Source organism: Variovorax sp. V118 (genome assembly GCF_041154445.1).
Classification (GTDB): Bacteria; Pseudomonadota; Gammaproteobacteria; order Burkholderiales; family Burkholderiaceae_C; genus Variovorax; species Variovorax boronicumulans.
In genome coordinates, this window is the sequence record NZ_AP028663.1 from 4,360,169 (window position 1) to 4,382,770 (window position 22,602).

Sequence of the window (22,602 nt, forward strand, 5' to 3'; positions counted from 1 at the left end):
AGCATGACGACCAAACCAAAAATCACAAGCTTTGGAAAGCCATTTTCCTATCTCAAGGATCCCGAGCTACGTCGCAAAGAGACAAGCGACTCTCTTTTGAGGATTGAAGGAGCCTTGTTCAGTGGTGAACATTTTGAGGATGTTGAATGGCGCAATATCAATTTCGTAAGCTGCGACTTTGTCGGCGGATACGAGATTAGCCTTAGTGCCTGCGTCAATGTCACCTTTACTGATTGCAATTTTTCTGGCGTGCTGAGTTGGGGCGACACACTCGATGTCCGATTCTTGCGCTGCGCCTGGATCGGCCAGTCAGTGATGTATGGCGAGAGGCATAGCAAAAACACAGTTTTTGAATCCTGCGACTTCCGCGGGACCAGCAGCGACAAGAATCACTGGGGTGCCGTGGGGACACACGGAGAAGCTCTGTTCATCAACTGCAACGCCAAGTGGTTTAACTTGGATGGAAACGCCAAGCTTGGTCTTCAGGGTTGCGTACTGGAAGACGTGATCTGCGAACCATCAAGGAAATATGGTGGATCACATGTCACGATCGAAAACTGCAAGCTTCGCGGACTCTTTCGGATGGCAGGAGGCGGAACGCTTGTGCAGTCACTCACCATTCGCGACACCGTGCTGGAAAATCTCGATCTCTTCAACGCCACAGTCAAAGAGGATGTAGTGATAGAAAGAGTAAGGGGTGGCACGTTGAAAATTTCTGTGAAAGAAGGCGCACGCAACTTTGTGCTCAAGGACAGCCAGATCTACGGCGACGCCAACGCCATTTGCAGCGTATACGCGGGGGCCTTCAACACCCTTCTTATCGAAAACAATATTTTTGGTGGCGGTCCGGGCAAGCGCACAGGTATCGGAGGTGGTTTTGAACCTGGCGACAAGAGTCCGCAACCCGTTCTGACGCAAAGCCTCGTGTTCAGGAACAACAAGATCCCATCGCTGCGTAGCGGCCGGCTGAATGCCGCTCAGGTACTGCTCGAAGGCAACGCCATCGATTCGTTGGAGCTTCAACAGGGCCGCATTGGCAGTTTGAAGATCGTTGGCAACACCATCAGTCGTTCGGTCGACTTCACCAACACGCAGGTCAAAGAAAGCAATGTGCAGTCGCTCGCAAACGGACAGGCCAAGCTCGAAGGCTCCAACATCAAGCTGAACTGAGGTGGCGCCCCGCTCAGGACGTTGAGCATTTCAGCGCAGCCTCCGCGCCGTGCGACTCGACCTCCCCGCGCAGGAACAGGAACACCACCACCGCCGTCAACACCGTCACCCCAGCCAGCACGCACAGCAGCGTCCCGAACGCGGCGCCATACGCGTGCAGCAGCGCGGCGCGGTCCATGCCCGGCAACAAAGCCAGCGCCTGCGTCAGGTCACCCGTCGCCACGCGCTGCGCCGCCTGCGACACCGCCACGGACGAAGGCGACGAGGCCTTCAGCTGCAGTGCCACCAGTGCCGTGAGCCCCGCCCCCACCAGCGCCAGCGCAATGCCCTCCCCCGCGACCCGCACCGTGTTGAAGATGCCCGACGCCATGCCCGCCCGCTCGCGCGGCACCACGCTCACGGCCAGGCCGTCCATCAGCCCCCAGGGCAGGCCGATGCCTGCGCCGATCAGCAGCAGCGGGCCCACGAGGCCGTACAGCGACGTGCCCGGTGCGCAGCGGGCGAGCCACACGAGCCCCGCCGCGCACACCAGCAGCCCCACGGCCGAGATCACGCCTGCCGAGAACCGGTGCGCGAGCCACGCCGCCAGCGTCGGCACCACGAGGATCGGCCCCGACAGCGCGGACATGAAGCCGCCCGCCTCCAGCGCGCTGCGCCCTTCGAGCCCGATGAAGCGGATCGGCAGCAGCACCAGCAGCACGACAAAGCCATAGGCCGGCGCCGCGGCCAGCAATTGCACGCCGACGAAGCGCGGAAAGCGGAACAGCGACAGGTCGAGCATCGGATGCGCCACGCGCCGCTCGATGGCGATGAAGGCCGCGCCCATGGCCAGCGCGCCGGCCAGCGCCACGAGCACCCACGGGCTGCCCCAGCCGCTGTCGGGCGCCTGCAGCACGCCCAACGTGAGCAGGCTCAGCGCGGCCGTGAAGCTCAGCGTGCCCGGCACGTCCAGCCCCATCGCCTGCGGGTTGCGCGACTCGCGCATGCGCGGCGCGGCCAGGCCCAGCGCAACGAGGCTCACGGCGCCGGGGCTCAGCATCACGGCGTGCCAGCCGACGGTGTCGGCCAGCCAGCCCGAGAGGATCGATCCGCACGACAGCCCCACGCCGAACGAGGTGCCGATGAGGCTGAACGCCCGCAGCCGCGCCGGCCCGTCGAACAGCTGCGCCAGCGCGGCCGTGCCGGCTGCGAAAGCCGCCGCCGAACCCAGCCCCTGCACGGCGCGCGCGAGGTCGAAGGCGACGATGCCGGGCGCCAGCGTCAGCAGCGCGCTGCTCAGCGCCACCACCGCCAGGCCCAGCAGGAAGACGCGCTTGCGCCCGTACGCATCGGCCAGCGCGCCGGCTGCCATCAGCGTGGCGCCGAAGCTCAGCATGAAGGCGTTGGTCACCCAGTTGAGCTGCACCGGCGTGCCGCCCAGCGCGTCGCGGATCGCGGGCAGCACCACGGCCGGGCCGGTGAAGCTCAGCGGCATGCCGAGCGCGGCCAGGCAGACGGCGGCGAGCAGCCAGGCCTTGTGGGAATCGGAGGAGGACATCGGGAGGGCTTTCACGCGGGAGAAGGAAAAGGGAAATGCGTGAAGCGAAGATAAAAAGGATTCAATGAAACGAAAATGGGCCCTCAGCTCCTCACACTGCCAACCCCAGGTTGCCAATCAAGCCCATGGACAGCTTCAGCGGACTCGAATCCTTCGTGCGGGCGGCCGACCTGCAGAGCTTTGCGCGGGCAGGCCGCGACCTGGGCATCTCGGCCTCGGCCGTGGGCAAGAACGTCGCGCGGCTCGAGGCGCAGATGGGCGTGCGGCTGTTCCACCGCACCACGCGGCAGGTGCGGCTCACGGCCGAGGGCGCGATGTTCCACGAGCGCTGCCGCCGCATCCTCGACGAGCTCGGCGATGCGCGCGCCATGCTGCAGGACGCCGTCGCCACCCCGCGCGGCCGCCTGCGCGTGAGCCTGCCGACCATCGGCTACCGCTTTCTGCTGCCGATCCTGCCGACGTTCAAGGCGCGCTTTCCCGAAATCGAACTCGACCTCGACTTCAACGACCGGCTGGTCGACGTGGTGGCCGAGGGTGTCGACGTGGCCATCCGCAGCGGCGAGCTGGTCGATTCACAACTCGTGGCACGCCGGCTCGGCCCGTTCAGCTTCGTGCTCGCGGCCTCGCCGGCCTACCTGGCGCAACACGGCGTGCCGCAGGTGCCGGCCGACCTCGCCCGTCACAGCTGCCTGCGCTACAAGTTCGTGACCGGCGGAAAGATCGAGGACTGGGACCTGCCCGGCCTGCCGCCCCAGCTGCCGCCGGGCCTGGTCTGCAACAACATGGAAGCCATGCTGGGCGCCGCCGTCGCGGGCCTGGGCATTGCGTACATGCCCGACTTCCTGGCGCGCGACGCACTGCGCCGCGGCGAGTTGCAGCGCGTGCTGGCCCCGCACCTCGTGCGGCAGGGACAGTTCTCGGCGCTGTGGCCGTCGAGCCGGCAGTTGTCGCCGAAGGTGCGGGCGTTTGTCGACTTCGCGGGTGAACACATGTTCACTGCGACCGCCGACGAGGAAGAGAAAGACAACCGCCCGCCGCACCGCTGAACGGCGGGCGGGGCGGGTGCGTCAGGCCGCGACCGCGAGGGCGGGCGCTTCGACCGGTTGCGGCGCTGGCGCGGCCGCCACGGGGGCCGGCTGCGGTTGCACCGGCGCAGCCGTGCGGCCCCACAGTGCCGCCAGCGCGTCCAGCGCGTCCAGCGGGAACAGCGTGCGCGCATCCTCCGGCGTCGCCGCTCGCACCGTGGTGCCCGCCACGTCGTCGATGTGGGCCGCGCGCACGGCGTCGGGGCGGTGCGCCGGCACCATGAACGGCGAGTGCGTGGTGTAGAGGATCTGGTGGCCGAAGTCGTTCTCCAGGTGCGCAAGCAGGTCGGCCTGCGAGCGCGCATGCAGGTGCAGCCCGGGCTCGTCGAGCAGCAGCACGACCTCACCGGATGCAACGCCCCGGGTGCCCGCGAAGAACGCGATGTAGAACGAGAAGAACCACTGGAAGCCGCGGCTGCGCTCGTCGAGGTTCACTTCGACCTCGTAAGCGCCGTTCGGGTCCGACACCAGCGTCTCCAGATGCTGCCCGTCGAGGTTGAAGCGGATCTTGAGCGGGCGGTCCTTCCACAGCCGGCGGATCTCGGCGGTCACGACGGCACCGGCCCGGTTCACCAACTGGTTGCGCGTCGCCAGGTCGTTCTTCGCCAGCAGGTCCTGCAGTTGCTGCGGATCGAGCCCCGCCACCTGGCACAGCTTCTCGAAATTGCGCTCGCCCGCCGTGCGCTCGCCCCAGCCCTTGCGCGTGAGGTACTCGGCGATGTTCTGGCGGCCGGGCAGCGAGGCGTAGTCCTCGACGTAGATGAAGCGCGGCAGTTTCTCCAGCACCCAGGCGCGGGCGCGGGCCAGCGCGGGCTGGTCGTTGTCGATCGTGCGTGCCAGCTCCTCGAGCTCGGTCAGCATCTGCGCCTGCTTGTCGGCGATCTCGGCGCCGGCCGTGGCCAGCGCCTGGCGCAACGCCTGCAGTGCCAGCAGCGCGCCGGCCGACCACTTGACGAAGTCGGGGCTCGGGATCATGGCGGCGTCAAAGGCGTCGGCTTCCTGTTCGAGCGGCGCCTTCAACTCGTCGGCGACCTTCTCGGCCGCGGCCTTCACGGCGGGCACGATCTTGCGCACCTTGGCCTTGATGTCGCTCACGTCGATCGACAGCGGGCCCAGGCCCTCGAAGCCGGTCGTGCGCGTGGCGCCGTAGCCGCGCCCGGCCGTGACCTGGCGCACGCCGGCCGCGCGCGGCAGGATGGCGGCGAGCGCCAGCTGTTCGGAGGCATCGAGGTCCCAGCGCGTGTGCACGACGGGGGTGTCGTCGGTGCATTCGTCCAGGCGGCGGTGCCGGGGAAAGTCCTTGATGGGGCTGAGTGCCGTGAGCCCGTCGGTCGGGTTCAGGCTGTGCAACGCGCGCAGCAGGTTCGACTTGCCGCTGTCATTTCGGCCGAGGATCGCTGTGATCTGGGAGGAATCGATGGAGCCGCTGTCGTGGATCGAGCGATAGTTGGTGATCTGGAATGACGCCAAGCGCATGCAGGAATTTCTCTTCTGAATTGAATACGGGGCCGGGGAATGTATTGCATCCCCGGCCCCGTCCTGCCGATCGCGAAAGAAAAAAACTGTACGGGCCTGCGCAGCCCTACTCGGCCGCGCGGCGCAGCGTGTCGACCACCGGCCGGCGCAGCACATCGCGCAGGCCCCACCACCCCGCCGCCAGCGCGAGCACCGCGCCGGCCAGCGCGCCGGCCACCGGCACGAGCGGCGACGCGGTCCAGGTGAACTCGAACACGTAGCGCGCCAGCCCCCAGCCGATCACCGAGGCCACGATGCTCGCCAGGAAGCCCGCCAGCAGGCCGACGCCCACCAGTTCGGCGCGCTGCACCTGCCGCAGCAGACTGGCGCGTGCGCCCACCGCGCGCATCACGGCGAACTCGCGCGCACGCTCCTCGCGGGTGGCGGTCACGGCCGCGAACAGCACCACCAGCCCGGCCGCCAGCGTGAAGCCGAACAAAAACTCGACCGCGCGCACCACCTGGTCGAGCACGCGCTGCACCTGGTTGATGGTGGCGCTCATGTCGACGTTGGTCACGTTGGGGAAGCTGCGCACCAGCGCGTTGTCGAAGCCGCGCGTCTCGGGCGCGCGGAAGGCGCCCATGTAGGTCACGGGCACGTCGGCCAGCGAGGCCACGGTGTACATCACGAAGAAGTTGGCGTGCAGCGAGCCCCAGTCGACCTTGCGCAACGAGGTGATGCGCGCGTCGTTCTGCATGCCGCCGATGTCGAAGCGCAGGGTGTCGCCCAGCTTCAGGCCCAGCGTCTCGGCCAGGCCTTCTTCCACGCTCACCTCGTTCTTCGCCTCGGGCGTCCAGGCGCCGGCGGTGACGCTGTTGTGCGCGGGCGCCTCGGTGCTGTTGCTCAGGTTGAACTCGCGGTCCACCAGGCGCTTGGCGCGGTCCTCGGTGTAGTCGTCGGGTGTCACGGGCTTGTCGTTGATCGCCACCAGCCGGCCGCGGATCATCGGGTACCAGTCGAACTTGGCGACGCCCGCGTCGCGCAGCGTCTTCTGGAACGCCTCGCTCTGCTCGGGCATCACGTTGATGACGAAGCGGTTGGGCGCGTCGGGCGGCGTGGCCTTGCGCCAGCTCGCCACGAGGTCGGTGCGCAGCAGCACGAGCAGCACCAGCGCCAGCAGGCCCACGGCCAGCGCGCTCACCTGCACCACGGCGTAGGCCGGCCGCGCCGAGATCTGCCGCGTGGCCAGCACCAGCCAGCGCGGCGCGGTGGTTTCGCTGACGCTGCGGCGCAGCACCTTCACGGCGAGCCAGCTCAGCAGCGCGAACACGGCCACGGCACCGGCAAAGCCGCCGACCGCAATGAGGCCCAGCTTGAGGTCGCTGCTGGCCGCCATCAGCAGCGCCGCGAAGCCCGCCACGCCGATGCCGAGCACAGCGAGCGATGCGGGCTTGAGCCCGCCCACATCGCGCCGGATCACGCGCAGCGGCGGCACGCGCGCCAGCTGCAGCACCGGCGGCAGGCCGAAGGCGAACAGCAGCGTGAGCCCCATGCCCAGGCCGAAGGCCACGGGCCACAGCGTGGCGGCAGGCAAGGCGGTCTCGACCAGCCCGGCCAGCAGCAGCACGAACACGTAGTGCACGGCGAAGCCGATGGCCACGCCGATCGCGCTGGCCACGGTGCCGATCACGGCGAACTCGAAGGCGTAGGCCGCGGCGATGGTGCGCTGGCTCTGGCCCAGCACGCGCAGCATGGCGCAGTCGTCCAGGTGGCTGGCCGCGAAGCCGCGCGCCGCCAGCGCCACGGCCACGGCCGACAGCAGCGCCGCGAGCAGCGCGACCAGGCTCAGGAATTTCTCGGCGCGGTCGAGTGTCTGGCGCATCTCGGGCCGGCCGCCCTCGAAGGAGTCGAGCCGCACGCCGCGCAGTTCGCCCTTCTTGATGGTGGCGTCGGCCCATTCGGTGAAGCGCTTCACGGCAGCGTCGTCGCCCGCCACGGCGTAGCGGTAGCCCACGCGGCTGGCCGGCTGCACGAGGCCGGTGCGCGCCACGTCGGCCTGGTTGAGCATCACGCGCGGCGAAAAACTCATGAAGCCCGCGCCCCGGTCGGGTTCCAGCGTGATCACGCGGCCCACGCGCAGGCCGGTGTCGCCCAGCAGCAGCGTGTCGCCGACCTTCAGGCCCAGCGAGTCGAGCAGCGAGGCATCGACCCAGACCTCGCCCGCCGCCGGCACGTCGCGCGTCACCGTGCCCGCGCCCTCGGCCGTGGTCGCCGTCTGCAGGTTGCCGCGCAGTGGATAGCCCGGCGTCACGGCCTTCAGGGCCACGAGCTTGCTGGCGCCGCCCTGGGCGTCTTCCGCTCGCGCCATGGTGGGAAAGCCGAAGGTGCCGGTGCCCGCGAGGCCCAGCGACTTGGCCTGTGCGATGAAAGTCTCGGGCGTCGGGTTGTCGCTCACGACCACCGCGTCGCCGCCCAGCAGCTGGCGCGCGTCGCGCTGCAGCCCGCCCTGCAATCGGTCGGCGAAGAAGCCGACCGCCGTGAGCGCGGCCACGGCCAGCACCACGGCCACGATCAAGAGGCGCAGCTCGCCGGCGCGCAGGTCGCGCCAGAGCGTGCGCCAGCCAAGGCGAAGGGAAGCGTTCATGGCGCGAACGATAGCCGACGCCTACCGGCACCGGCGGACTCAAGGGTTATTGGAAAGGGCCGCCAGGTGTTGCCCGCTGCACGGACCTGTCGCACGATGCGAAAAAACGAAGGAGCGCGTGTCGATGACGACCCCACCCGCCCGGCGGCGCCCCGGCTCAGGGCAACACGACGAGGCCCGGCGCGCCAGCTTCCACGCGGCCGATGACCGCCGCCTGCCCGAAGCCTTCGTTGCGGAAGATCTCCAGCACCGCCTCGACCGCCTCGGGCGCGCAGCTCACGAGCAGGCCGCCCGAGGTCTGCGGATCGGTCATGAGCGCCTGCGCGGTGGCCGGCAGGCCCTCGTGCAGTTGCACGTCGGCGCCGTAGCCCGCCCAGTTGCGGCCCGACGCGCCGGTGACCAGCCCGCCGCCAGCCATGGCGATCACGTTGTCGAGCAGCGGCACGCGCGACCATTCGACCACCGCCGCGAGCCCCGCGCCGCGCGCGAGTTCGAGCGCGTGGCCGGCCAGGCCGAAGCCGGTGACGTCGGTCAGCGCGTGCACGCCGTCGAGCGCCGACAGCGCGATGCCGGGCGTGTTGAGCTTGGTCGTGTTCTCGATCAGCTGGCGGTAGCCGGCCTCGGACAGCTGCTGCTTCTTGAGCGCCGCCGACAGCACGCCCACGCCCAGCGGCTTGCCCAGCACCAGCACGTCGCCCGCCTGCGCGTCGGCATTGCGCCGCACGCGCTTCGGATGCACCAGCCCCATCGCGACCAGCCCGTAGATGGGCTCGACCGAATCGATGGTGTGGCCGCCCGCGATGGGAATGCCGGCCGCGCGGCACACGTCCTGCCCGCCGCGCACGATCTCGGCGATGACTTCCACCGGCAGCTGGTTGATCGGCATGGCCACCAGCGCCAGCGCCATGATCGGGCGCCCGCCCATCGCGTAGACGTCGCTGATCGCGTTGGTCGCGGCGATGCGGCCGAACTCGTAGGGGTCGTCCACGATGGGCATGAAGAAATCGGTGGTGGCGATCAGCGCCTGCTCGTCGTTGAGCCGGTAGACTGCCGCGTCGTCGGCGGTCTCGATGCCGACCATGAGCTCGGGCGGAATCAGCCCGCCCGCATGGTTCTTGAGGATCTGCGACAGCACGCCCGGCGCGATCTTGCAGCCGCAGCCGCCCCCATGCGAGAAGCTGGTGAGCCGCAGCGGCGCCAACGGATTCAGGAGCTTGGAAGGTGCGGCTTCGATCATGGCAGCGGGTCGGTCGAATGGAACAAGCCGCGATTATCGAAGCCTGCACCGCCGTCTGCCCGAGTGCCCCGACACACCCTTTTCTTTTTCCACTGAACGCGTCATCACACCATGCAAACGAAACAAACCGTGTCCCGGCTCGCCCTCGCGCTGGCCCTGTCCCTCACCGCCGTGGGCGCCTTCGCCCAGGGCGTGCTGCGCGTGTCGGCCATTCCCGACGAGGCGCCCACCGAGCTGCAGCGCAAGTTCACGCCGCTGGGCGACTACCTGAAGAAGGAAACCGGCATGGACGTGCAGTTCACGCCCGTGACCGACTACGCCGCCGTGGTCGAGGGCCTGGCCACCAACAAGATCGACCTGGCCTGGCTGGGCGGCTTCACCTTCGTGCAGGCGCGCATCCGCACCAACGGCGGCGCGGTGCCGCTCGTGCAGCGCGCGGAGGACGAGGTGTTCACCAGCAAGTTCATCGTGCCGATCGACAGCCCCGCCAAGACCCTGGCCGACCTGAAGGGCAAGACCTTCGCCTTCGGTGCGCCTTCGTCCACCTCGGGCAGCCTGATGCCGCGCTACTTCCTGCTGCAGGCCGGCATCAACCCCGAGAAGGACTTCAAGACCGTCGCGTTCTCGGGCGCGCACGACGCCACCGTGGCCTTCGTGGCCGCCTCGCGCGCCGAAGCGGGCGTGCTCAACGCCTCGGTGTGGGACAAGCTGGTCGAGGCCAAGAACCCCAACGCCGCCAAGGTGCGCGTGCTGGCCACCACGCCGACCTACTACGACTACAACTGGACCGTGCGCCCGGGCCTGGACGCCGCCGTGACGAAGAAGCTGACCGACGCCTTCCTGAAGCTGGACCCGGCCAACCCGGCGCACAAGGAGATCATGGCGCTGCAGCGCGCGAGCAAGTTCATTCCCACCAAGTCGTCGAACTACGACGGCATCGAGACGGCGGGCAAGTCGGCCGGCCTGATCAAGTGAGCGGAATGCGCGGATGAGTTTTTCGCTCGACAGCGCGGGCGTGGTGCACCCCAACGGCCAGCGCGCGCTGGCCGGCGTGACGCTGGCCGCGCGCGACGGCGAGCGCATCGCCGTCATCGGGCCCTCGGGCGCGGGCAAGACCACGCTGCTGCGCGTGCTCGGCGCGGCGCTGCGGCCCGGCGAAGGCCAGGTGCAGGCGTTGGGCCAGCACCCGTGGCGCCTGCCGGCGCGTGCGCTCAAGCAACTGCGCGCGCGCATCGGCACCGTGCACCAGGCACCGCCGATCGCGCCGCGCCTGCGCGTGGTCACTGCCGTGCTCGCGGGCCGGCTCGGCCAGTGGTCGACGGCGCGCGCGCTGGGTTCGCTGTTCTATCCGTCCGACATCGCGGGCGCGCACGAGGCGCTGGCCCGGCTTGCGCTCGAAGACCGGCTGTTCGACCGCTGCGACCGCCTCTCGGGCGGCCAGCTGCAGCGCGTGGGCATTGCGCGCGTGCTGTACCAGCGCCCCGCACTGCTGCTGGCGGACGAGCCGGTGTCGGCGCTCGACCCCACGCTGGCACACGCGGCCGTGGGCCAGCTGGTGGCGCAGAGCGAATCGACCGGCACCACGCTGGTCGCGTCGCTGCACGCGGTCGACCTGGCGCTGCGCTGGTTCCCGCGCATCGTGGGCATGCGCGACGGGCAGGTGGCCTTCGACCTGCCGGCCGCCGAAGTGACGCCCGCGCTGCTCGAGGCGCTCTATGCGAGCGAAGGCGGCGTGGCGACGCAAGGGCCGCTGCCGGTCGCACCGGTGGCCGGTACCACCGAACCGGCCTTCCATCGGCCGGACTGCCCGTGACGGCGACACTCGCCCGCCCCGCCCTGCGCGATCCGCACGCGGGCCGCCGGCTGGCCGGCTGGCTCGCGGCACTGGCCGTTGCGTGGCCAATGCTCGCGCTCTCCGAATTCAAGCCCTGGGCGCTGTTCGGCAGCGGCAACCTCGCCGTCATCGGCGGCTTTCTTGCGGGCTTCTTTCCGCCCGACAGCTCGCCGGCCTTTCTCGCCCTGCTCGCCAAGGCCACGCTAGAGACCCTGGCCATGGCCACGGCCGGCACCGCCATGGCGCTGCTGATCGGCGCGCCGCTGGGCTTCGTGACCACGCGCGCGCTCTCCATCTCGCGCATCGGACCCGGCCCCGGCCGCGTGCAGGCCGGCATCGTCCGGCAGGCGGCGCGCTGGCTGCTGATGGTGCTGCGCGCCATTCCCGAGATCGTGTGGGCGCTGCTGTTCGTGCGCGCGCTCGGGCTCGGCCCCGCGGCCGGCGTGCTGGCGCTGGCCATCACCTACGGCGGCATGCTCGGCAAGGTCTACGCCGAGATCCTCGAATCGACCGACACGCGCCCCGCGCGTGCCCTGCTCGAAAGCGGCAGCGGCCGGCTCGCGGCGCTGTGCTACGGCCTGCTGCCGCACACGGCGCAGGAGCTGGCCTCGTACACCGTGTACCGCTGGGAATGCGCGGTGCGCGCCTCGGTGGTGATGGGTTTCGTGGGCGCGGGTGGCCTCGGGCAGCTCATGGACCAGTCGATGAAGATGCTCAACGGCGGCGAGGCCAGCAGCATCCTGCTGGTGTTTCTCGCGCTCGTGCTGCTGGCCGACATGCTGAGCAACGCGCTGCGAAAGCTTTTGGCATGACGACGCTGCCGCCACGCCCTCCTTTGTGCCTGCGTTGCTGGCTCGCCGTCGCGCTGATCGCCGCGGCCGTGGTCGCGAGCTTCGTCTACCTGGGCATCGACTACGGTGCGCTGGGCTCGGCCGAATCGCTCCGGCTGATGGGCAAGTTCATCGCCGAGTTCTTCCCGCCCGACGTGTCGCCCGAGTTCCTGGCCAAGGTCGGCCACGGCGCGCTGCAGACGCTGGCCGTGTCGGCGCTGGGCACCGTGCTGGCCGCCGTGGCGGGCGCCCTGCTCGCGCTGCCGGCGTCGGGGCGCATCGGCGGGCCGCTGCGCCACGGCGCGCGCTTCGTGCTGAACTTCTTGCGCAGCGTGCCCGAGCTGGTATGGGCCGCGCTGATGGTGCTGGCCGCCGGTATCGGGCCGTTCGCGGGGGCGCTGGCGCTGTCGCTGCACACGACCGGCGTGCTCGGCCGTCTCTTTGCCGAAGCGCTGGAGAACGCGCCGCGCGAGCCCGAGCAGGCGCTGGCGCTCTCGGGCGCCGGCCCGGTCGCCGCCTTCAGCTACGCCAGCCTGCCGATCGTGCTGCCGCAGTGGGTGGCCTACACGCTCTACCGCTGGGAAATGAACATCCGCATGGCGGCCGTGCTGGGCTTCGTGGGCGGCGGCGGGCTGGGCCAGCTGCTGTACTTCCACCTGTCGATCTTCCAGCAGCAGCAGGCGATGACGGTGCTGATCGCGATGTTCGTGCTGGTCACCTTTGTCGACTTGGCGAGTGCTCGCTTGCGAAAAGGCTTAGGTCCCGCCTACGCCTGAGTGGCCGACAATGGCGGCATGAGGTCCCTTCAGCCATGAGTCATCGCCAGCCCGTTCGGGTGGCGGACCGCCACGCCTTCGATTCGATCATCGACGCCCGCTCGCCCGCCGAGTTCGCGCTCGACCACATCCCTGGCGCCATCAACTGCCCCGTGCTCAACGACGAGGAGCGCCACATCGTCGGCACGGTCTACGTGCAGACCGGCGCCTTCGAGGCGCGCCGCATCGGCGGTGCCATGGTGGCGGCCAACATCGCGACGCACCTGCGCGACACGCTGGCCGACCGGCCCGAGAAGTGGAAGCCGCTGGTCTACTGCTGGCGCGGCGGCATGCGCAGCGGCTCGATGGTCACCTGGCTGCGGCTCGTGGGCTGGGACGCGCAGCAGCTCGCGGGCGGCTACAAGAGCTTTCGCCGGCACGTGATCTCGCAGCTCGACGCGCTGACGCCGCAGCTCGACCTGCGCGTGGTCTGCGGTGCCACCGGCAGCGCCAAGACGCGCGTGCTGCACGCGCTGGCCGAACGCGGCGCGCAGGTGCTCGACCTGGAAGCCTTCGCCAACCACAAGGGCTCGCTGCTCGGCGCGCTGCCGGGCGTGCCGCAGCCTTCGCAAAAGCACTTCGAGACGCGCATCGCGACCGTGCTCGAAGCCATCGACCTCTCGCGCCCGCTGTATGTCGAGGGCGAGAGCGTGCGCATCGGGCGGCTGTCGCTGCCGCTGTCGCTCGTGGCGCAGATGCGCGCCGCGCCGTGCATCGAGGTGGAGGCCACGCCCGAGGCGCGGCTGGCCTACCTGCTGCGCGACTACGCCTACCTGGGCGACGACCGCGCGGCGCTCGCCGAGAAGATGGGCGTGCTCAAGGAACTGCAGGGCAAGGAAACGGTGACGCGCTGGCAGCAGTGGGCGCACGAGGCCGACCTGCCGCACCTGTTCGCCGAGCTCATGTCGCTGCACTACGACCCGCACTACCAGAAGTCGCAGGAGACGCACTTTCGCGCGTGGGCCAAGCGCCAGCGCGTGGGGGCGACCGACCTCTCGGATCAGGGCATCGAGGCCGTGGCCGACGCGGTGCTGGCGCTCGGCGACCCGAGCCCGTTGGCGTAAAGCACGCCGCGCGGCGCGCGGCACAGCCCCCAGAACCGCAGACCGCTGAGCTCGGCCATGCGCACGCCCATCGCGGTCGGCGCCGAGATGGTCGCCATCGCCGCGATGCCCAGGCGCGCGCACTTGCGCACCAGCTCGTGGCTGCCGCGGCTGGACATCAGCACGAAGCCGGGCTCCTGCAGCCGATTCGCACGCGCCAGCGCACCGAGCAGCTTGTCGAGTGCGTTGTGGCGGCCGACGTCTTCCATCAGGTCGGTGAGTTCGCCGTCCAACGTGGCCCAGGCCGCCGCGTGGATCGCACCGGCTTCGGCGTTGAGCACCTGGCGCGGCGGCATGGCGGCAAAAGCGCGCAGCACGGTGGCCAGGTCGATGCGCTCGATCCAGTCGCGCGGCGGCACGCGCTGCGGCGACAGGTCGAGCCCCGCGAAGCTTTCGACGCCGCACACGCCGCAGCCGGTGCGGCCCGCGAGGCTGCGACGGCGGTCCTTCAGGCGTTCGAAGCTGCGCGTGGACACTTCGAGCTGCACCTCGATGCCGGGCATGCCTTCGGGCAGGCCTGCATCGAGGGCCCCGACCGTTCGCACGTCGATGCCGCGGCAATCGGCGGCGCTGTCGAGGATGCCCTCGCTGAGTGCAAAGCCCAGCGCGAAGGCCTCGAGGTCTTGCGGCGTGGCCATCATCACCGCGTGCGAGACGCCGTTGAACACCAGCGCCACTGGCACCTCGGCGGCCAGCGTGTCGTCGCGCACCACGCCCTCGGGCGCGAGGCCGCGCTCGCCGAAGACGTGCACGGCATGCCGCGCGAGCGGTGGCAGCGAGTCGGATTCGGGGGTGTCTGTCATGGCCGCGGCCATTGTCCGCTCAGCCGGGTTTTTCGTCAGCCGGCAGGCGCTCGAGCATCGCGCGCCCGGCGTCGGTGAGATGCGCGACCCAGCGATCGTCCAGCTGCACCACGCGCACCCAGCCCGGTCCGCGCACGCCGCCCAATGCGGCATCGCCCATCAGCGTGAGCTGGCGCATGACCACGCTGGCGCCCTGCCCCAGTCGCTTGCCCAGGCGCGGCAGCGACATGCCGCCCTCGCCCGGGGCTTCAGCGAGCGCGCGCAGGATCGCGATGGAAAAGGCGTCGGCGTCGAACCCGGAATCGCTCATGCCGCCACGGCGTCGGCCTCCGCCGCGACCGGCGCCACATGCAGCGACAGCACCACGGGAATCGACTTGGAGGTCGGCGTGCCCGCGTTCTCGGCCACCGACGACAGCGGCACCAGCGGGTTCGTCTCGGGGTAGTAGGCCGCGAGATTGCCGCGCGGGATGTCGTAGGCGACCAGCTTGAAGCGGTCGGCGCGACGCTCCTGCCCGTCGCTCCACACGGTCTGGATGTCGACCCAGTCGCCGTCCTTCATGCCGAGCTGGCGGATGTCGTCGGCGTGGATGAACACCACGCGGCGCTGGCCGAACACGCCGCGGTAGCGGTCGTCCATGCCGTAGATGGTGGTGTTGTACTGGTCGTGCGAGCGCGTGGTGAGCAGCGTGAACACCAGCGTGTCGCGCTGCGACGCGAAGCGCGCGCGGGCCCGGTGGGTGTGCGTGTCCAGCGGCACGGCGTGCGTGAAGAACACGGCCTTCTTCGACGCGGTGGCCCACACGCGCTCGCTCGCCGTGTTGCGCAGGCGGAAGCCGCCGGGGTGCGCCACGCGCGCGTTGAAGTCCTTGAAGTCGTCGAACACGGCTTCGATCTTGTCGCGGATGCGGGCGTAGTCTTTCACCAGCCAGAGCCACGGCGTCTTGCTGCGCGCGCCGATGGTGGCTGCAGCAAGGCGCGCCACGATGGCCGGCTCGGACAACAGGTGCTCCGACGCGGGCAGGTTGATGCCCATCGAGATGTGGACCATGCTCATCGAGTCCTCGACCGTCACGCCCTGCGGGCCGTTGGCCTGCATGTCGATCTCGGTGCGGCCCAGGCACGGCAGGATGAGTGCCTCGCGCCCGTGGATGATGTGGCTGCGGTTGAGCTTGGTGGTCACGTGCACCGTGAGGTCGCACTGCTGCAGCGCCTTCCAGGTCTGGCAGGTGTCGGGCGTGGCGGCCGCGAAGTTGCCGCCGAGCGCGAAGAACACCTTGCCCTTGCCGTCGAGCATGAGCTGGATCGCCTCGACCGTGTCCACGCCGTTCTGGCGCGGCGGCTCGAAGCCGAACACCTGCTGCAGCCGGTCGAGCAGCGCGGCCGGCGGCTTTTCCCAGATACCCATGGTGCGGTCGCCCTGCACATTGCTGTGCCCGCGCACCGGGCAGGCGCCCGCGCCTTCGCGCCCCATGTGGCCGCACAGCATGAGCCAGTTGCCGATCATCTGGATCGTGGCCACCGAATGCTGGTGCTGCGTGATGCCCATGCCCCAGCAGGCGATGACGCGCTTGGCGCCCAGGTACACGTCGGCCGCCGCGCGCATCTGCGCTTCGCTCAGGCCCGACTCCTGCACCAGCAGCGGCCACGCTTCGGCGCGCAGGTCGTCGGCCAGCGCCTCGAAACCCTGGGTGTGCTCGGCGATGAATGCGTGGTCGAGCACCGGAGGCTCGCCGCGCGCCACCGCCGCGTCTTCGCGCTCGATGACGTGCTTCATCATCCCCTTCACGGCCGCGAAGTCGCCGCCCACGCGCAGCTGGAAGTAATGCGTGCTGATCGGCGTGGAGCCCAGCGTGGCCATCTCCAGCTTGTCCTGCGGGTCGGCAAAACGCTCCAGCCCGCGCTCGCGCAGCGGATTGAAGCTCACGATGCGCGCGCCGCGCTTGGACGCCGCGCGCAGCTCGCCGAGCATGCGCGGGTGGTTGGTGCCCGGGTTCTGGCCGAAGATGAAGATCGCGTCGGCCTTCTCGAAGTCTTCGAGCGTGACCGTGCCCTTTCCCACGCCCAGCTGCGGGCGCATGCCGCTGCCGCTGGGCTCGTGGCACATGTTCGAGCAGTCGGGAAAATTGTTGGTGCCGTACTCGCGCACGAACAACTGGTACAGGAAGGCCGCCTCGTTGCTCGCGCGGCCCGAGGTGTAGAAGATGGCCTGGTTCGGGTCGGGCAGCGCGTTCAGGTGCCGCGCAATGCGCGCGAAGGCGTCGTCCCAGTCGATCGGCACGTATTTGTCGCTGGCCGCGTCGTAGGCCATGGGGTGCGTGAGGCGGCCCTGGTCTTCGAGCCAGAAATCGCTCTGCTGCGCCAGCTCGGCCACGGTGTGCTTCGCGAACAGCTCCGGGCCCGCGCGCCGCGCGGTGGCCTCGGCGGCCACGGCCTTCACGCCGTTCTCGCAGAACTCGAAGGTCGAGGCATGGTTGCGGTCGGGCCAGGCGCAGCCGGGGCAGTCGAAGCCGTCGGGCTGGTTGGCCGAGAGCAGCGTCTTCGCGCCCTTGACCGGAATGTCCTGCCGCAGCAGCGCATTCGTCACGCTGCGCAACGCACCCCAGCCACCGGCGGGGCCCTTGTAAAACTCGATCTTCTGCTCGCTCATGGCGGCAGTGTTGGCCTGTGGGGGCGTGGCGTCAAATTGAATCGCGACATGCGGCGATTCAAAATGGAAATGACGGGCTCAGCGATGAGTCGGCTTCTGTCGCTTCGCCGCCAGCTCGAGCTTCGCCGTGAGGCGTTGCATCAGCTCGTTCGCGTCGACGTACCCACCGCTGCGACGAGCTTCAGCCAAGGATGCCAGGCCTCGCGCCAGAAATGCAGGCTTCGAACGCGCGGAAGAGACGTTGACTGATTTCATCGCCCGACTGTAGCGTCGATGCCGCGCACAGCCATCAGCCGCGCGCACCGCCCATCAACAAGCCCCGCAGCTTGCTGCGCAGCGGCGTCTCCTCGACCTCCTGCACCCCGGCAATCTCCCGCAGCGCAAAGTCGCGGCTGTCGGCGTTGTGCAAGTCGATCTCCCGCACCACCTGCCCGTCCTTGTAGACAAAAGCCACGTCGGCCAGGGCGAGCACGTCCTCGATGTCGTGCGTGATCATCAAAACCGGAATGCCCCATTGCTTGCGCACCTGCGCGAGCTCGTTGCGCAGTTCGGCGCGCAGCATGGGGTTGAGCGCGGCGAAGGGTTCGTCGAGCAGCAGCACCTGCGGCTCGCAGGCCAGCGCGCGCGCCAGGGCCACGCGCTGCTGCTGGCCGCCCGAGAGTTTCTGCGGCCGGCTGTCGGCCAGCGCGGCGAGGCCGAAGCTGGCCAGCAGCGCCTGCACGCGCTCGGCATCGCGCGCCGGCAGCGTGCGGCGGTGCCACGCGGTGAGCCCGAAGGCCACGTTCTCGCGCACCGTGAGGTGCGGGAACAGCGCGTAGTTCTGGAACAGGTAGCCGATGCGGCGCGCCGGCGCGGGCACGTCGATGCGCTGGGCCGCGTCGTACAGCGTGCGGCCGTCGAGCCGCACATGGCCCGCCGAGGGATGCAGCAGGCCGGCGATGGCCTGCAGGGTGAGCGACTTGCCGGCCCCCGAGGGGCCGTAGAGCGCGGCGAAGGGAACGTCGGTCTGGAAGCGCACGGCGAGGTCGAAGCGCCGGGCCCCGTCCTTCACCGTGAGCTGCAGATCGACATCGATCATGGCTTGCCGAAACCGTAGCGTGCGAGCACTTCCTGGGCGGCGGGCGTCGACAGAAAGGCGATGAAGTCGCCGGCCAGCGCCTTCTGCTTGCTCTCGGCCACCACGGCGATGGGGTAGGTCACGGGCGTGTGGCCAGTGGGCGTGAAGGCGACCTTGACCTTGTCGCCGGCCACGGCCGCGTCGGTGCGGTAGACGAAACCGGCCTCGACCTCGCCGCGGCTCACGTAGTCGAGCACCTGGCGCACGCTGTCGGCCTGCACGAACTTGGGTTCGAGCGCGGTCCAGAGCTTGGCGTTGTCCAGCACCTGCTTGGTGTAGCGGCCGACCGGCACGGTGGCGGTCTTGCCGACGGCGATCTTCTTCACGTTCGCACCGCTCAGGTCCTGCAGCGACTTCAGGCCGACGGCGCCCTGCGCGGGCTCGACCAGCACGAGGCTGTTGGTGACGAAGTCCTTGCGGGTGGCGGTGTCGATGAGCTTCTGGTCGTTGCCGCGGTTCATCGTCTCCTGATCGGCGCTGGCGAACACGTCGACCGGCGCGCCCTGCCCGATCTGCTGCAGCAGCACGCCCGAGGCGGCGAAGTTGAAGCGCACGGTGCTGCCCGCCTTGGCGGCTTCGAACTTGGGACCGATTTCCTTGAACGCGTCGGTCAGGCTCGCGGCGGCGGACACCGTGATCTGCTGCGCGGCGGCCGCAAGCGGCAGGGCCAGGGCAAGCACGACGGACAAAAGACGCAACGGACGCATGGGCACAGTCTCCTGGAAAAAGGGGGAATCAACGAAGCGAAAAGAAGCGGTTCGACACGACCAGCACGGCAATCGACAGCACCGACGTGACGACCACCAGCAGCAGCGCCAGGTCGTCATGGCCGGCCTGCACGGCGTCGTAGATGGCCATCGACAGGGTCTGGGTCTGCTTGGGAATGGAGCCGGCCACCATCAGCGAGGCGCCGAATTCGCCCATGGCGCGCGCGAACGCGAGCAGCGTGCCGGCCAGGATGCCGGGCCAGGCCAGCGGCAGCGTGACGCGCAGGAACACCGAGAACGGCGACTGGCGCAAGGTGCTCGCGGCGGCCTCGAGCGAGCGATCGACGTTAGAAAAAGCCGCGCTGGCCGACTTGAGCACCAGCGGCAGCGCCACCACGGCCGAGGCCACCACGGCGCCGTGCCAGCTGAAGATGATGGTGTAGTCGAAGTGCTCGCGCAGCCACGCGCCGAGCGGGCTGCGGCGCCCCGCCGCCACCAGGATGGCGTAGCCGATCACCGTGGGCGGCAGCACCAGCGGCAACATGAACACGGCCTCGAGCACGCCCGAGCCGGTGAACTGCTTGCGCGCGAATACCCAGCCCAGCGCCACGCCCGCGACCAGCGCCAGCAAGGTCGCGACCGCCGCGACCTGCAGCGACAGGACCAGCGGCGACCAGTCGGTGGTGGCGATGAGCGAAGAGGTGGTCGTCGTGTTCATTGAGATACGGCGTAATTGTTACATGAGCGGCCTTCTGGTTCCCACGGGGATGCACGGATGCGCCGGTCTTCATATACTGGCGGATACAGCGTTGGAGACTTTGTCCATCCGCCCCATGCGCCTTTCCCCTCATGACACCGTTGTCCGCTCGACCTCCGGCAGGCCCGAGCTTCGCCATGTGACGCAGGTGCACGAATGGCGCATCGAGCGCACGCTGGACGCCGGCGGCTTCGTGCTGTCGATCATCGCGCCGGGCGGCGAGAGCCAGTCGTTCCTGGTGGCCCCGGGCGACGCGCAGGACATCGGCGAGGTGCTGCGCCGCAGCGCCGCATGGACCGACCGGCGCGGGCAATGACAACGATGTGGCGCCACATGACGGGTGCGGAACGCATCCTCGAAGTCCTGCTGACACGGCGATCGGTCTCGCCGCGACGGCTGCAATCGCCCGGCCCGAACCCCGACGAACTCGACGCCATCATTCAGGCCGGCCTGCGCGCGCCCGACCACGGCGGGCTGCATCCGTGGCGCGTGATCGAGTTCCGCCCGCAGAACCGCGAGGCGCTGGCCTGGTGCTTCGAACAGGAAAAGCTGCGCCGCGATCCGCTCGCCAGCCCCACCGACCTGCGGCGCACCCGCGAGCACGCCACGCGTCCGCCGCTGCTGCTGGGCTTCGTGGTGTCGCCGCGCGAGCGCAGCAAGATCCCCGCGCGCGAGCAGTGGCTGGGCGCCGGCGCGGCGCTGGGCAACCTGCTGGCCGCCGCACACCAGCTGGGCTACGGCGCCATCGTGCTCAGCGGCGAGCGCTGCTTCGACGAGACGCTGGTGCGCAGGTCGGCGTGCAGCCGGGCGAGTACCTGGCGGGCTTCATCAGCATGGGCACGATCCGCGAGGCGCCGCCGCAGGCGCGCGAGACGCTGTCGCAGGACGTGTGGTCGTGCTGGCAGGGCGACCTGCTGCCGGGCGCGGCCGGCGAGGCATCAACCGACGGCGATCAGTCCATCCGCCCATCGGAGCGCGTGCGCGGCAGCTGATCGAGCCGCGCGCCGAACCAGCCCACGCGCTCGGTCTCGCGCACGTCGAAGCGCGGCACGTAGGGCTTGATGTCCAGCACGGGCGTGCCGTCGATCATGTCGTTGCCGCTGAAATGCAGCGTCGTGCCCTCCACCGCCGTGAGCCGCACGATCGACAGGCCCAGCCGGTTGGGCCGCGCGGGCGCGCGCGTGGCGAACACGCCGTGCGTGGCGTCGTCGAGAAAGGGCACCACCTCGAGCCGCTCGTGCACGCAGCGGTGCAGGTGCGTCACGAGGATCAGGTAGTCGAAGCCTTCGATGTCGCGCAGCCCCGGCGCGAACTCGGCGAACACCTCCAGGCGCCCCACTTCGTCGGGCGCGCCGGCCGTCTGGATGGGCATGCCCGAGGTTTCGGTGAAGCGGCTGCGCACGACGCCGACCGGGCGGCAGACGACAGGGTCGATGTCGGCGGCGTTCATGGGGCCAGCAGGCGCGTGAGCGCGCGAACGTCGGCAGCCGTCGCGAGGCGCGCAGCGTTCTCGATGGCGCGGTAGCGCTTCACGATGTCCTCGCCCACCGGCGTGAGCGCCGTGCCGCCGCCGCGCGAGCCGCCGGCGGCGGTGTTCACGGCCGGCGAGGCCAGCGTCTGGTTCATCTCGTCGATCAGCATCCACGCGCGGCGGTACGACATGCCGAGCAGGCGGGCCGCCGCCGAGATCGAACCGGTCTCGGCCACGGCTTCGAGCACGGCGATCTTGCCGGGGCCGATGGCGATGGTGTCGTCCCGGTAGATGCGCAGGCGGAACTGGGCTTTGGATTTCATGATGGCGGGAAGGGTAAACCATCCAGGTGCCGTCGGCACCCGTGGGCCGGGGCTACGCGGCGTCGAGCGCGCCGCTGTGCTGGCGCGCCTGCGCCTGCCATTCGGGCGTCTGCAAGAAGGCCAGCGCCGCATCGAGCGCCCGCGCGGGCCGCACACCCTCCTGCGTCATGAAGCCGATGGGCGTGCGCACCTCGGGCGCCACCAGCGGCAGCGCCTCCAGTTCACGGTGGCTGCGCACGGCCGCCACCATGGCGCCGGGCAGCACGCTGCTGACGGTGCCCGCGCTCACGGCCAGCGCGAGCGTGAGCACCGAGTTGGTCTCGATGGCGGGCGCCACCGCGGCCACGCCGGCCTCGCGCAGGGCCTGGTCGATGATGGCGCGGTTGTGCATGTCGGGCGTGAGCAGGCACAGCGGCAGCTTGCCCGCTTCGGCCCAGGCGATGGGGCGGCCGATGCGCAGCCGGTCGGCCGAGGGCTTCTTGGCGCGCCGCAGCAGGAAGTAGTGCTCGATGCTCTGCGGCCAGGCCTTGAGCTTGACGCCCGGCAGGTGCATGCGCTCGGTGTAGCCCAGGGCGAGGTCGACCGAGAGGTTCTCCAGGCCCGTCTCCAGCTCCTGCGAGCTCATGGAGAGCACGGCCGGCACGATGCCCGGATGGCGCTGCTGCAGCATGGCGGCAAAGCGCGACAGCATCGGGATCGCGGTGGGCACGGCGGCCATGCGCAGGCGCCCGCGCGGGTCGCCGGCCTCGCTGCGCAGCTCCTGCAGCAGCACCTCGTTGTCGCGCAGCATGCGCTGCGCCGTGGCCAGCACGCGCTCACCTTCGTGCGTGAGGCCCACGTACACGCGGGAGCGCTTGACGATGACGACGCCGAACTCGCCCTCCAGCGCGCGCAGCGCATTGGACAAGGCCGGCTGCGTGATGTGGCAGGCCTGGGCGGCGCGGCCGAAATGCTTGTGCTCGCTGAGTGCGACGAGGTAGCGCATCGAGGCGAGCAGGTTCATTGCGTGCGTCCTTTTTCTTCTTGCGGGCTCGCGTCCGGGGCGCCTGCACAGGCCCTCGCCCT

At 69.7% G+C, this 22,602-nt stretch carries 23 protein-coding genes and 1 pseudogene; 10 read left to right on the forward strand and 14 right to left on the reverse strand.

Annotation, left to right across the window (positions count from 1 at the left end):
* Positions 1 to 3 precede the first annotated feature (3 nt).
* Positions 4 to 1,170: a hypothetical protein gene (locus tag ACAM52_RS20260; protein WP_369644438.1), complete on the forward strand. Its 1,167-nt coding sequence runs from the start codon at positions 4 to 6 to the stop codon at positions 1,168 to 1,170.
* A 13-nt stretch (positions 1,171 to 1,183) separates the two neighbouring features.
* Here ACAM52_RS20260 and ACAM52_RS20265 read toward each other — a convergent pair whose 3' ends face one another.
* Positions 1,184 to 2,707: an MFS transporter gene (locus ACAM52_RS20265; RefSeq protein WP_369644439.1), complete on the reverse strand. Its 1,524-nt coding sequence runs from the start codon at positions 2,705 to 2,707 to the stop codon at positions 1,184 to 1,186.
* Between the two features lie 125 nt (positions 2,708 to 2,832).
* Between ACAM52_RS20265 and ACAM52_RS20270 the strand changes: the two genes are divergently transcribed.
* Complete coding sequence (locus tag ACAM52_RS20270) at positions 2,833 to 3,753, forward strand: LysR family transcriptional regulator (protein ID WP_369644440.1); 921 nt, start codon at positions 2,833 to 2,835, stop codon at positions 3,751 to 3,753.
* A gap of 21 nt (positions 3,754 to 3,774) precedes the next feature.
* On the opposite strand, the gene ACAM52_RS20275 is transcribed toward ACAM52_RS20270, so the two are convergent.
* The 3 genes from ACAM52_RS20275 to selD form a co-directional block, all read right to left on the reverse strand.
* Complete coding sequence (locus ACAM52_RS20275) at positions 3,775 to 5,268, reverse strand: AAA family ATPase (protein ID WP_369644441.1); 1,494 nt, start codon at positions 5,266 to 5,268, stop codon at positions 3,775 to 3,777.
* A 106-nt stretch (positions 5,269 to 5,374) separates the two neighbouring features.
* Positions 5,375 to 7,891, reverse strand: coding sequence for an ABC transporter permease (locus ACAM52_RS20280; protein ID WP_095949318.1), 2,517 nt, complete (start codon positions 7,889 to 7,891; stop codon positions 5,375 to 5,377).
* A 157-nt stretch (positions 7,892 to 8,048) separates the two neighbouring features.
* Positions 8,049 to 9,128, reverse strand: coding sequence for a selenide, water dikinase SelD (gene selD / locus ACAM52_RS20285; protein WP_062469051.1), 1,080 nt, complete (start codon positions 9,126 to 9,128; stop codon positions 8,049 to 8,051).
* Between the two features lie 111 nt (positions 9,129 to 9,239).
* Here selD and ACAM52_RS20290 point away from each other — a divergent pair, with 111 nt between their 5' ends.
* The 5 genes from ACAM52_RS20290 to mnmH are packed head-to-tail and all read left to right on the forward strand — an operon-like array spanning position 9,240 to position 13,671.
* Positions 9,240 to 10,103, forward strand: a complete 864-nt coding sequence (locus ACAM52_RS20290; protein ID WP_369644442.1) for a putative selenate ABC transporter substrate-binding protein — start codon at positions 9,240 to 9,242, stop codon at positions 10,101 to 10,103.
* Between the two features lie 13 nt (positions 10,104 to 10,116).
* Positions 10,117 to 10,941 (forward strand): phosphonate ABC transporter ATP-binding protein, encoded by an 825-nt coding sequence (locus tag ACAM52_RS20295; protein WP_369644443.1) that lies wholly within the window; start codon positions 10,117 to 10,119, stop codon positions 10,939 to 10,941.
* On the forward strand, positions 10,938 to 11,774 hold the full coding sequence (locus tag ACAM52_RS20300; RefSeq protein ID WP_369644444.1) for a PhnE/PtxC family ABC transporter permease: 837 nt from the start codon (positions 10,938 to 10,940) through the stop codon (positions 11,772 to 11,774). The genes ACAM52_RS20295 and ACAM52_RS20300 overlap by 4 nt, the downstream gene beginning before the upstream one ends.
* Positions 11,771 to 12,568 carry a phosphonate ABC transporter, permease protein PhnE gene (phnE, locus tag ACAM52_RS20305; protein ID WP_369644445.1) on the forward strand — a complete coding sequence of 266 codons (798 nt, stop codon included), beginning with the start codon at positions 11,771 to 11,773 and terminating at the stop codon, positions 12,566 to 12,568. The genes ACAM52_RS20300 and phnE overlap by 4 nt, the downstream gene beginning before the upstream one ends.
* Positions 12,569 to 12,603: 35 nt before the next feature.
* Entirely contained in the window at positions 12,604 to 13,671 is a 1,068-nt protein-coding gene (gene mnmH / locus ACAM52_RS20310; RefSeq protein WP_369644446.1) for a tRNA 2-selenouridine(34) synthase MnmH, read from the forward strand.
* Here the strand turns inward: mnmH and fdhD are convergent.
* From fdhD to modB, 7 genes are all read right to left on the reverse strand, one after another.
* Entirely contained in the window at positions 13,608 to 14,513 is a 906-nt protein-coding gene (gene fdhD / locus ACAM52_RS20315; RefSeq protein WP_369644447.1) for a formate dehydrogenase accessory sulfurtransferase FdhD, read from the reverse strand. The genes mnmH and fdhD overlap by 64 nt on opposite strands.
* A gap of 19 nt (positions 14,514 to 14,532) precedes the next feature.
* On the reverse strand, positions 14,533 to 14,823 hold the full coding sequence (locus ACAM52_RS20320; protein ID WP_307586209.1) for a hypothetical protein: 291 nt from the start codon (positions 14,821 to 14,823) through the stop codon (positions 14,533 to 14,535).
* Entirely contained in the window at positions 14,820 to 17,162 is a 2,343-nt protein-coding gene (locus ACAM52_RS20325; RefSeq protein WP_369644448.1) for an FdhF/YdeP family oxidoreductase, read from the reverse strand. The genes ACAM52_RS20320 and ACAM52_RS20325 overlap by 4 nt, the downstream gene beginning before the upstream one ends.
* Positions 17,163 to 17,240: 78 nt before the next feature.
* The gene (locus tag ACAM52_RS20330; RefSeq protein WP_369644449.1) at positions 17,241 to 17,417 is read right to left on the reverse strand and encodes a hypothetical protein; all 177 of its coding nucleotides are present in this window, start codon (positions 17,415 to 17,417) and stop codon (positions 17,241 to 17,243) included.
* Between the two features lie 34 nt (positions 17,418 to 17,451).
* Entirely contained in the window at positions 17,452 to 18,240 is a 789-nt protein-coding gene (locus ACAM52_RS20335) for an ABC transporter ATP-binding protein (protein ID WP_369644450.1), read from the reverse strand.
* Complete coding sequence (modA, locus tag ACAM52_RS20340; RefSeq protein ID WP_369644451.1) at positions 18,237 to 18,986, reverse strand: molybdate ABC transporter substrate-binding protein; 750 nt, start codon at positions 18,984 to 18,986, stop codon at positions 18,237 to 18,239. The genes ACAM52_RS20335 and modA overlap by 4 nt, the downstream gene beginning before the upstream one ends.
* Positions 18,987 to 19,014: 28 nt before the next feature.
* Positions 19,015 to 19,704: a molybdate ABC transporter permease subunit gene (modB, locus tag ACAM52_RS20345; protein ID WP_070061481.1), complete on the reverse strand. Its 690-nt coding sequence runs from the start codon at positions 19,702 to 19,704 to the stop codon at positions 19,015 to 19,017.
* 115 nt (positions 19,705 to 19,819) lie between these two features.
* Between modB and ACAM52_RS20350 the strand changes: the two genes are divergently transcribed.
* The 3 genes and pseudogenes from ACAM52_RS20350 to ACAM52_RS20360 all read left to right on the forward strand — a co-directional run bounded on the left by ACAM52_RS20350 (position 19,820) and on the right by ACAM52_RS20360 (position 20,735).
* Positions 19,820 to 20,059: a hypothetical protein gene (locus ACAM52_RS20350; RefSeq protein ID WP_235926764.1), complete on the forward strand. Its 240-nt coding sequence runs from the start codon at positions 19,820 to 19,822 to the stop codon at positions 20,057 to 20,059.
* 17 nt (positions 20,060 to 20,076) lie between these two features.
* Positions 20,077 to 20,442, forward strand: a pseudogene (locus tag ACAM52_RS20355) (nitroreductase family protein); the annotation flags it as partial.
* A gap of 98 nt (positions 20,443 to 20,540) precedes the next feature.
* A complete protein-coding gene (locus tag ACAM52_RS20360; protein WP_369647820.1) occupies positions 20,541 to 20,735 on the forward strand; it encodes a hypothetical protein in 195 nt (64 codons plus the stop codon).
* On the opposite strand, the gene tsaA is transcribed toward ACAM52_RS20360, so the two are convergent.
* The 3 genes from tsaA to ACAM52_RS20375 are packed head-to-tail and all read right to left on the reverse strand — an operon-like array spanning position 20,696 to position 22,540.
* Positions 20,696 to 21,193 (reverse strand): tRNA (N6-threonylcarbamoyladenosine(37)-N6)-methyltransferase TrmO, encoded by a 498-nt coding sequence (gene tsaA / locus ACAM52_RS20365; RefSeq protein WP_369644452.1) that lies wholly within the window; start codon positions 21,191 to 21,193, stop codon positions 20,696 to 20,698. The genes ACAM52_RS20360 and tsaA overlap by 40 nt on opposite strands.
* On the reverse strand, positions 21,190 to 21,537 hold the full coding sequence (locus ACAM52_RS20370) for a winged helix-turn-helix domain-containing protein (RefSeq protein ID WP_062478989.1): 348 nt from the start codon (positions 21,535 to 21,537) through the stop codon (positions 21,190 to 21,192). The genes tsaA and ACAM52_RS20370 overlap by 4 nt, the downstream gene beginning before the upstream one ends.
* A 52-nt stretch (positions 21,538 to 21,589) precedes the next feature.
* On the reverse strand, positions 21,590 to 22,540 hold the full coding sequence (locus ACAM52_RS20375) for a LysR family transcriptional regulator (protein WP_139700229.1): 951 nt from the start codon (positions 22,538 to 22,540) through the stop codon (positions 21,590 to 21,592).
* Positions 22,541 to 22,602 lie beyond the last annotated feature (62 nt).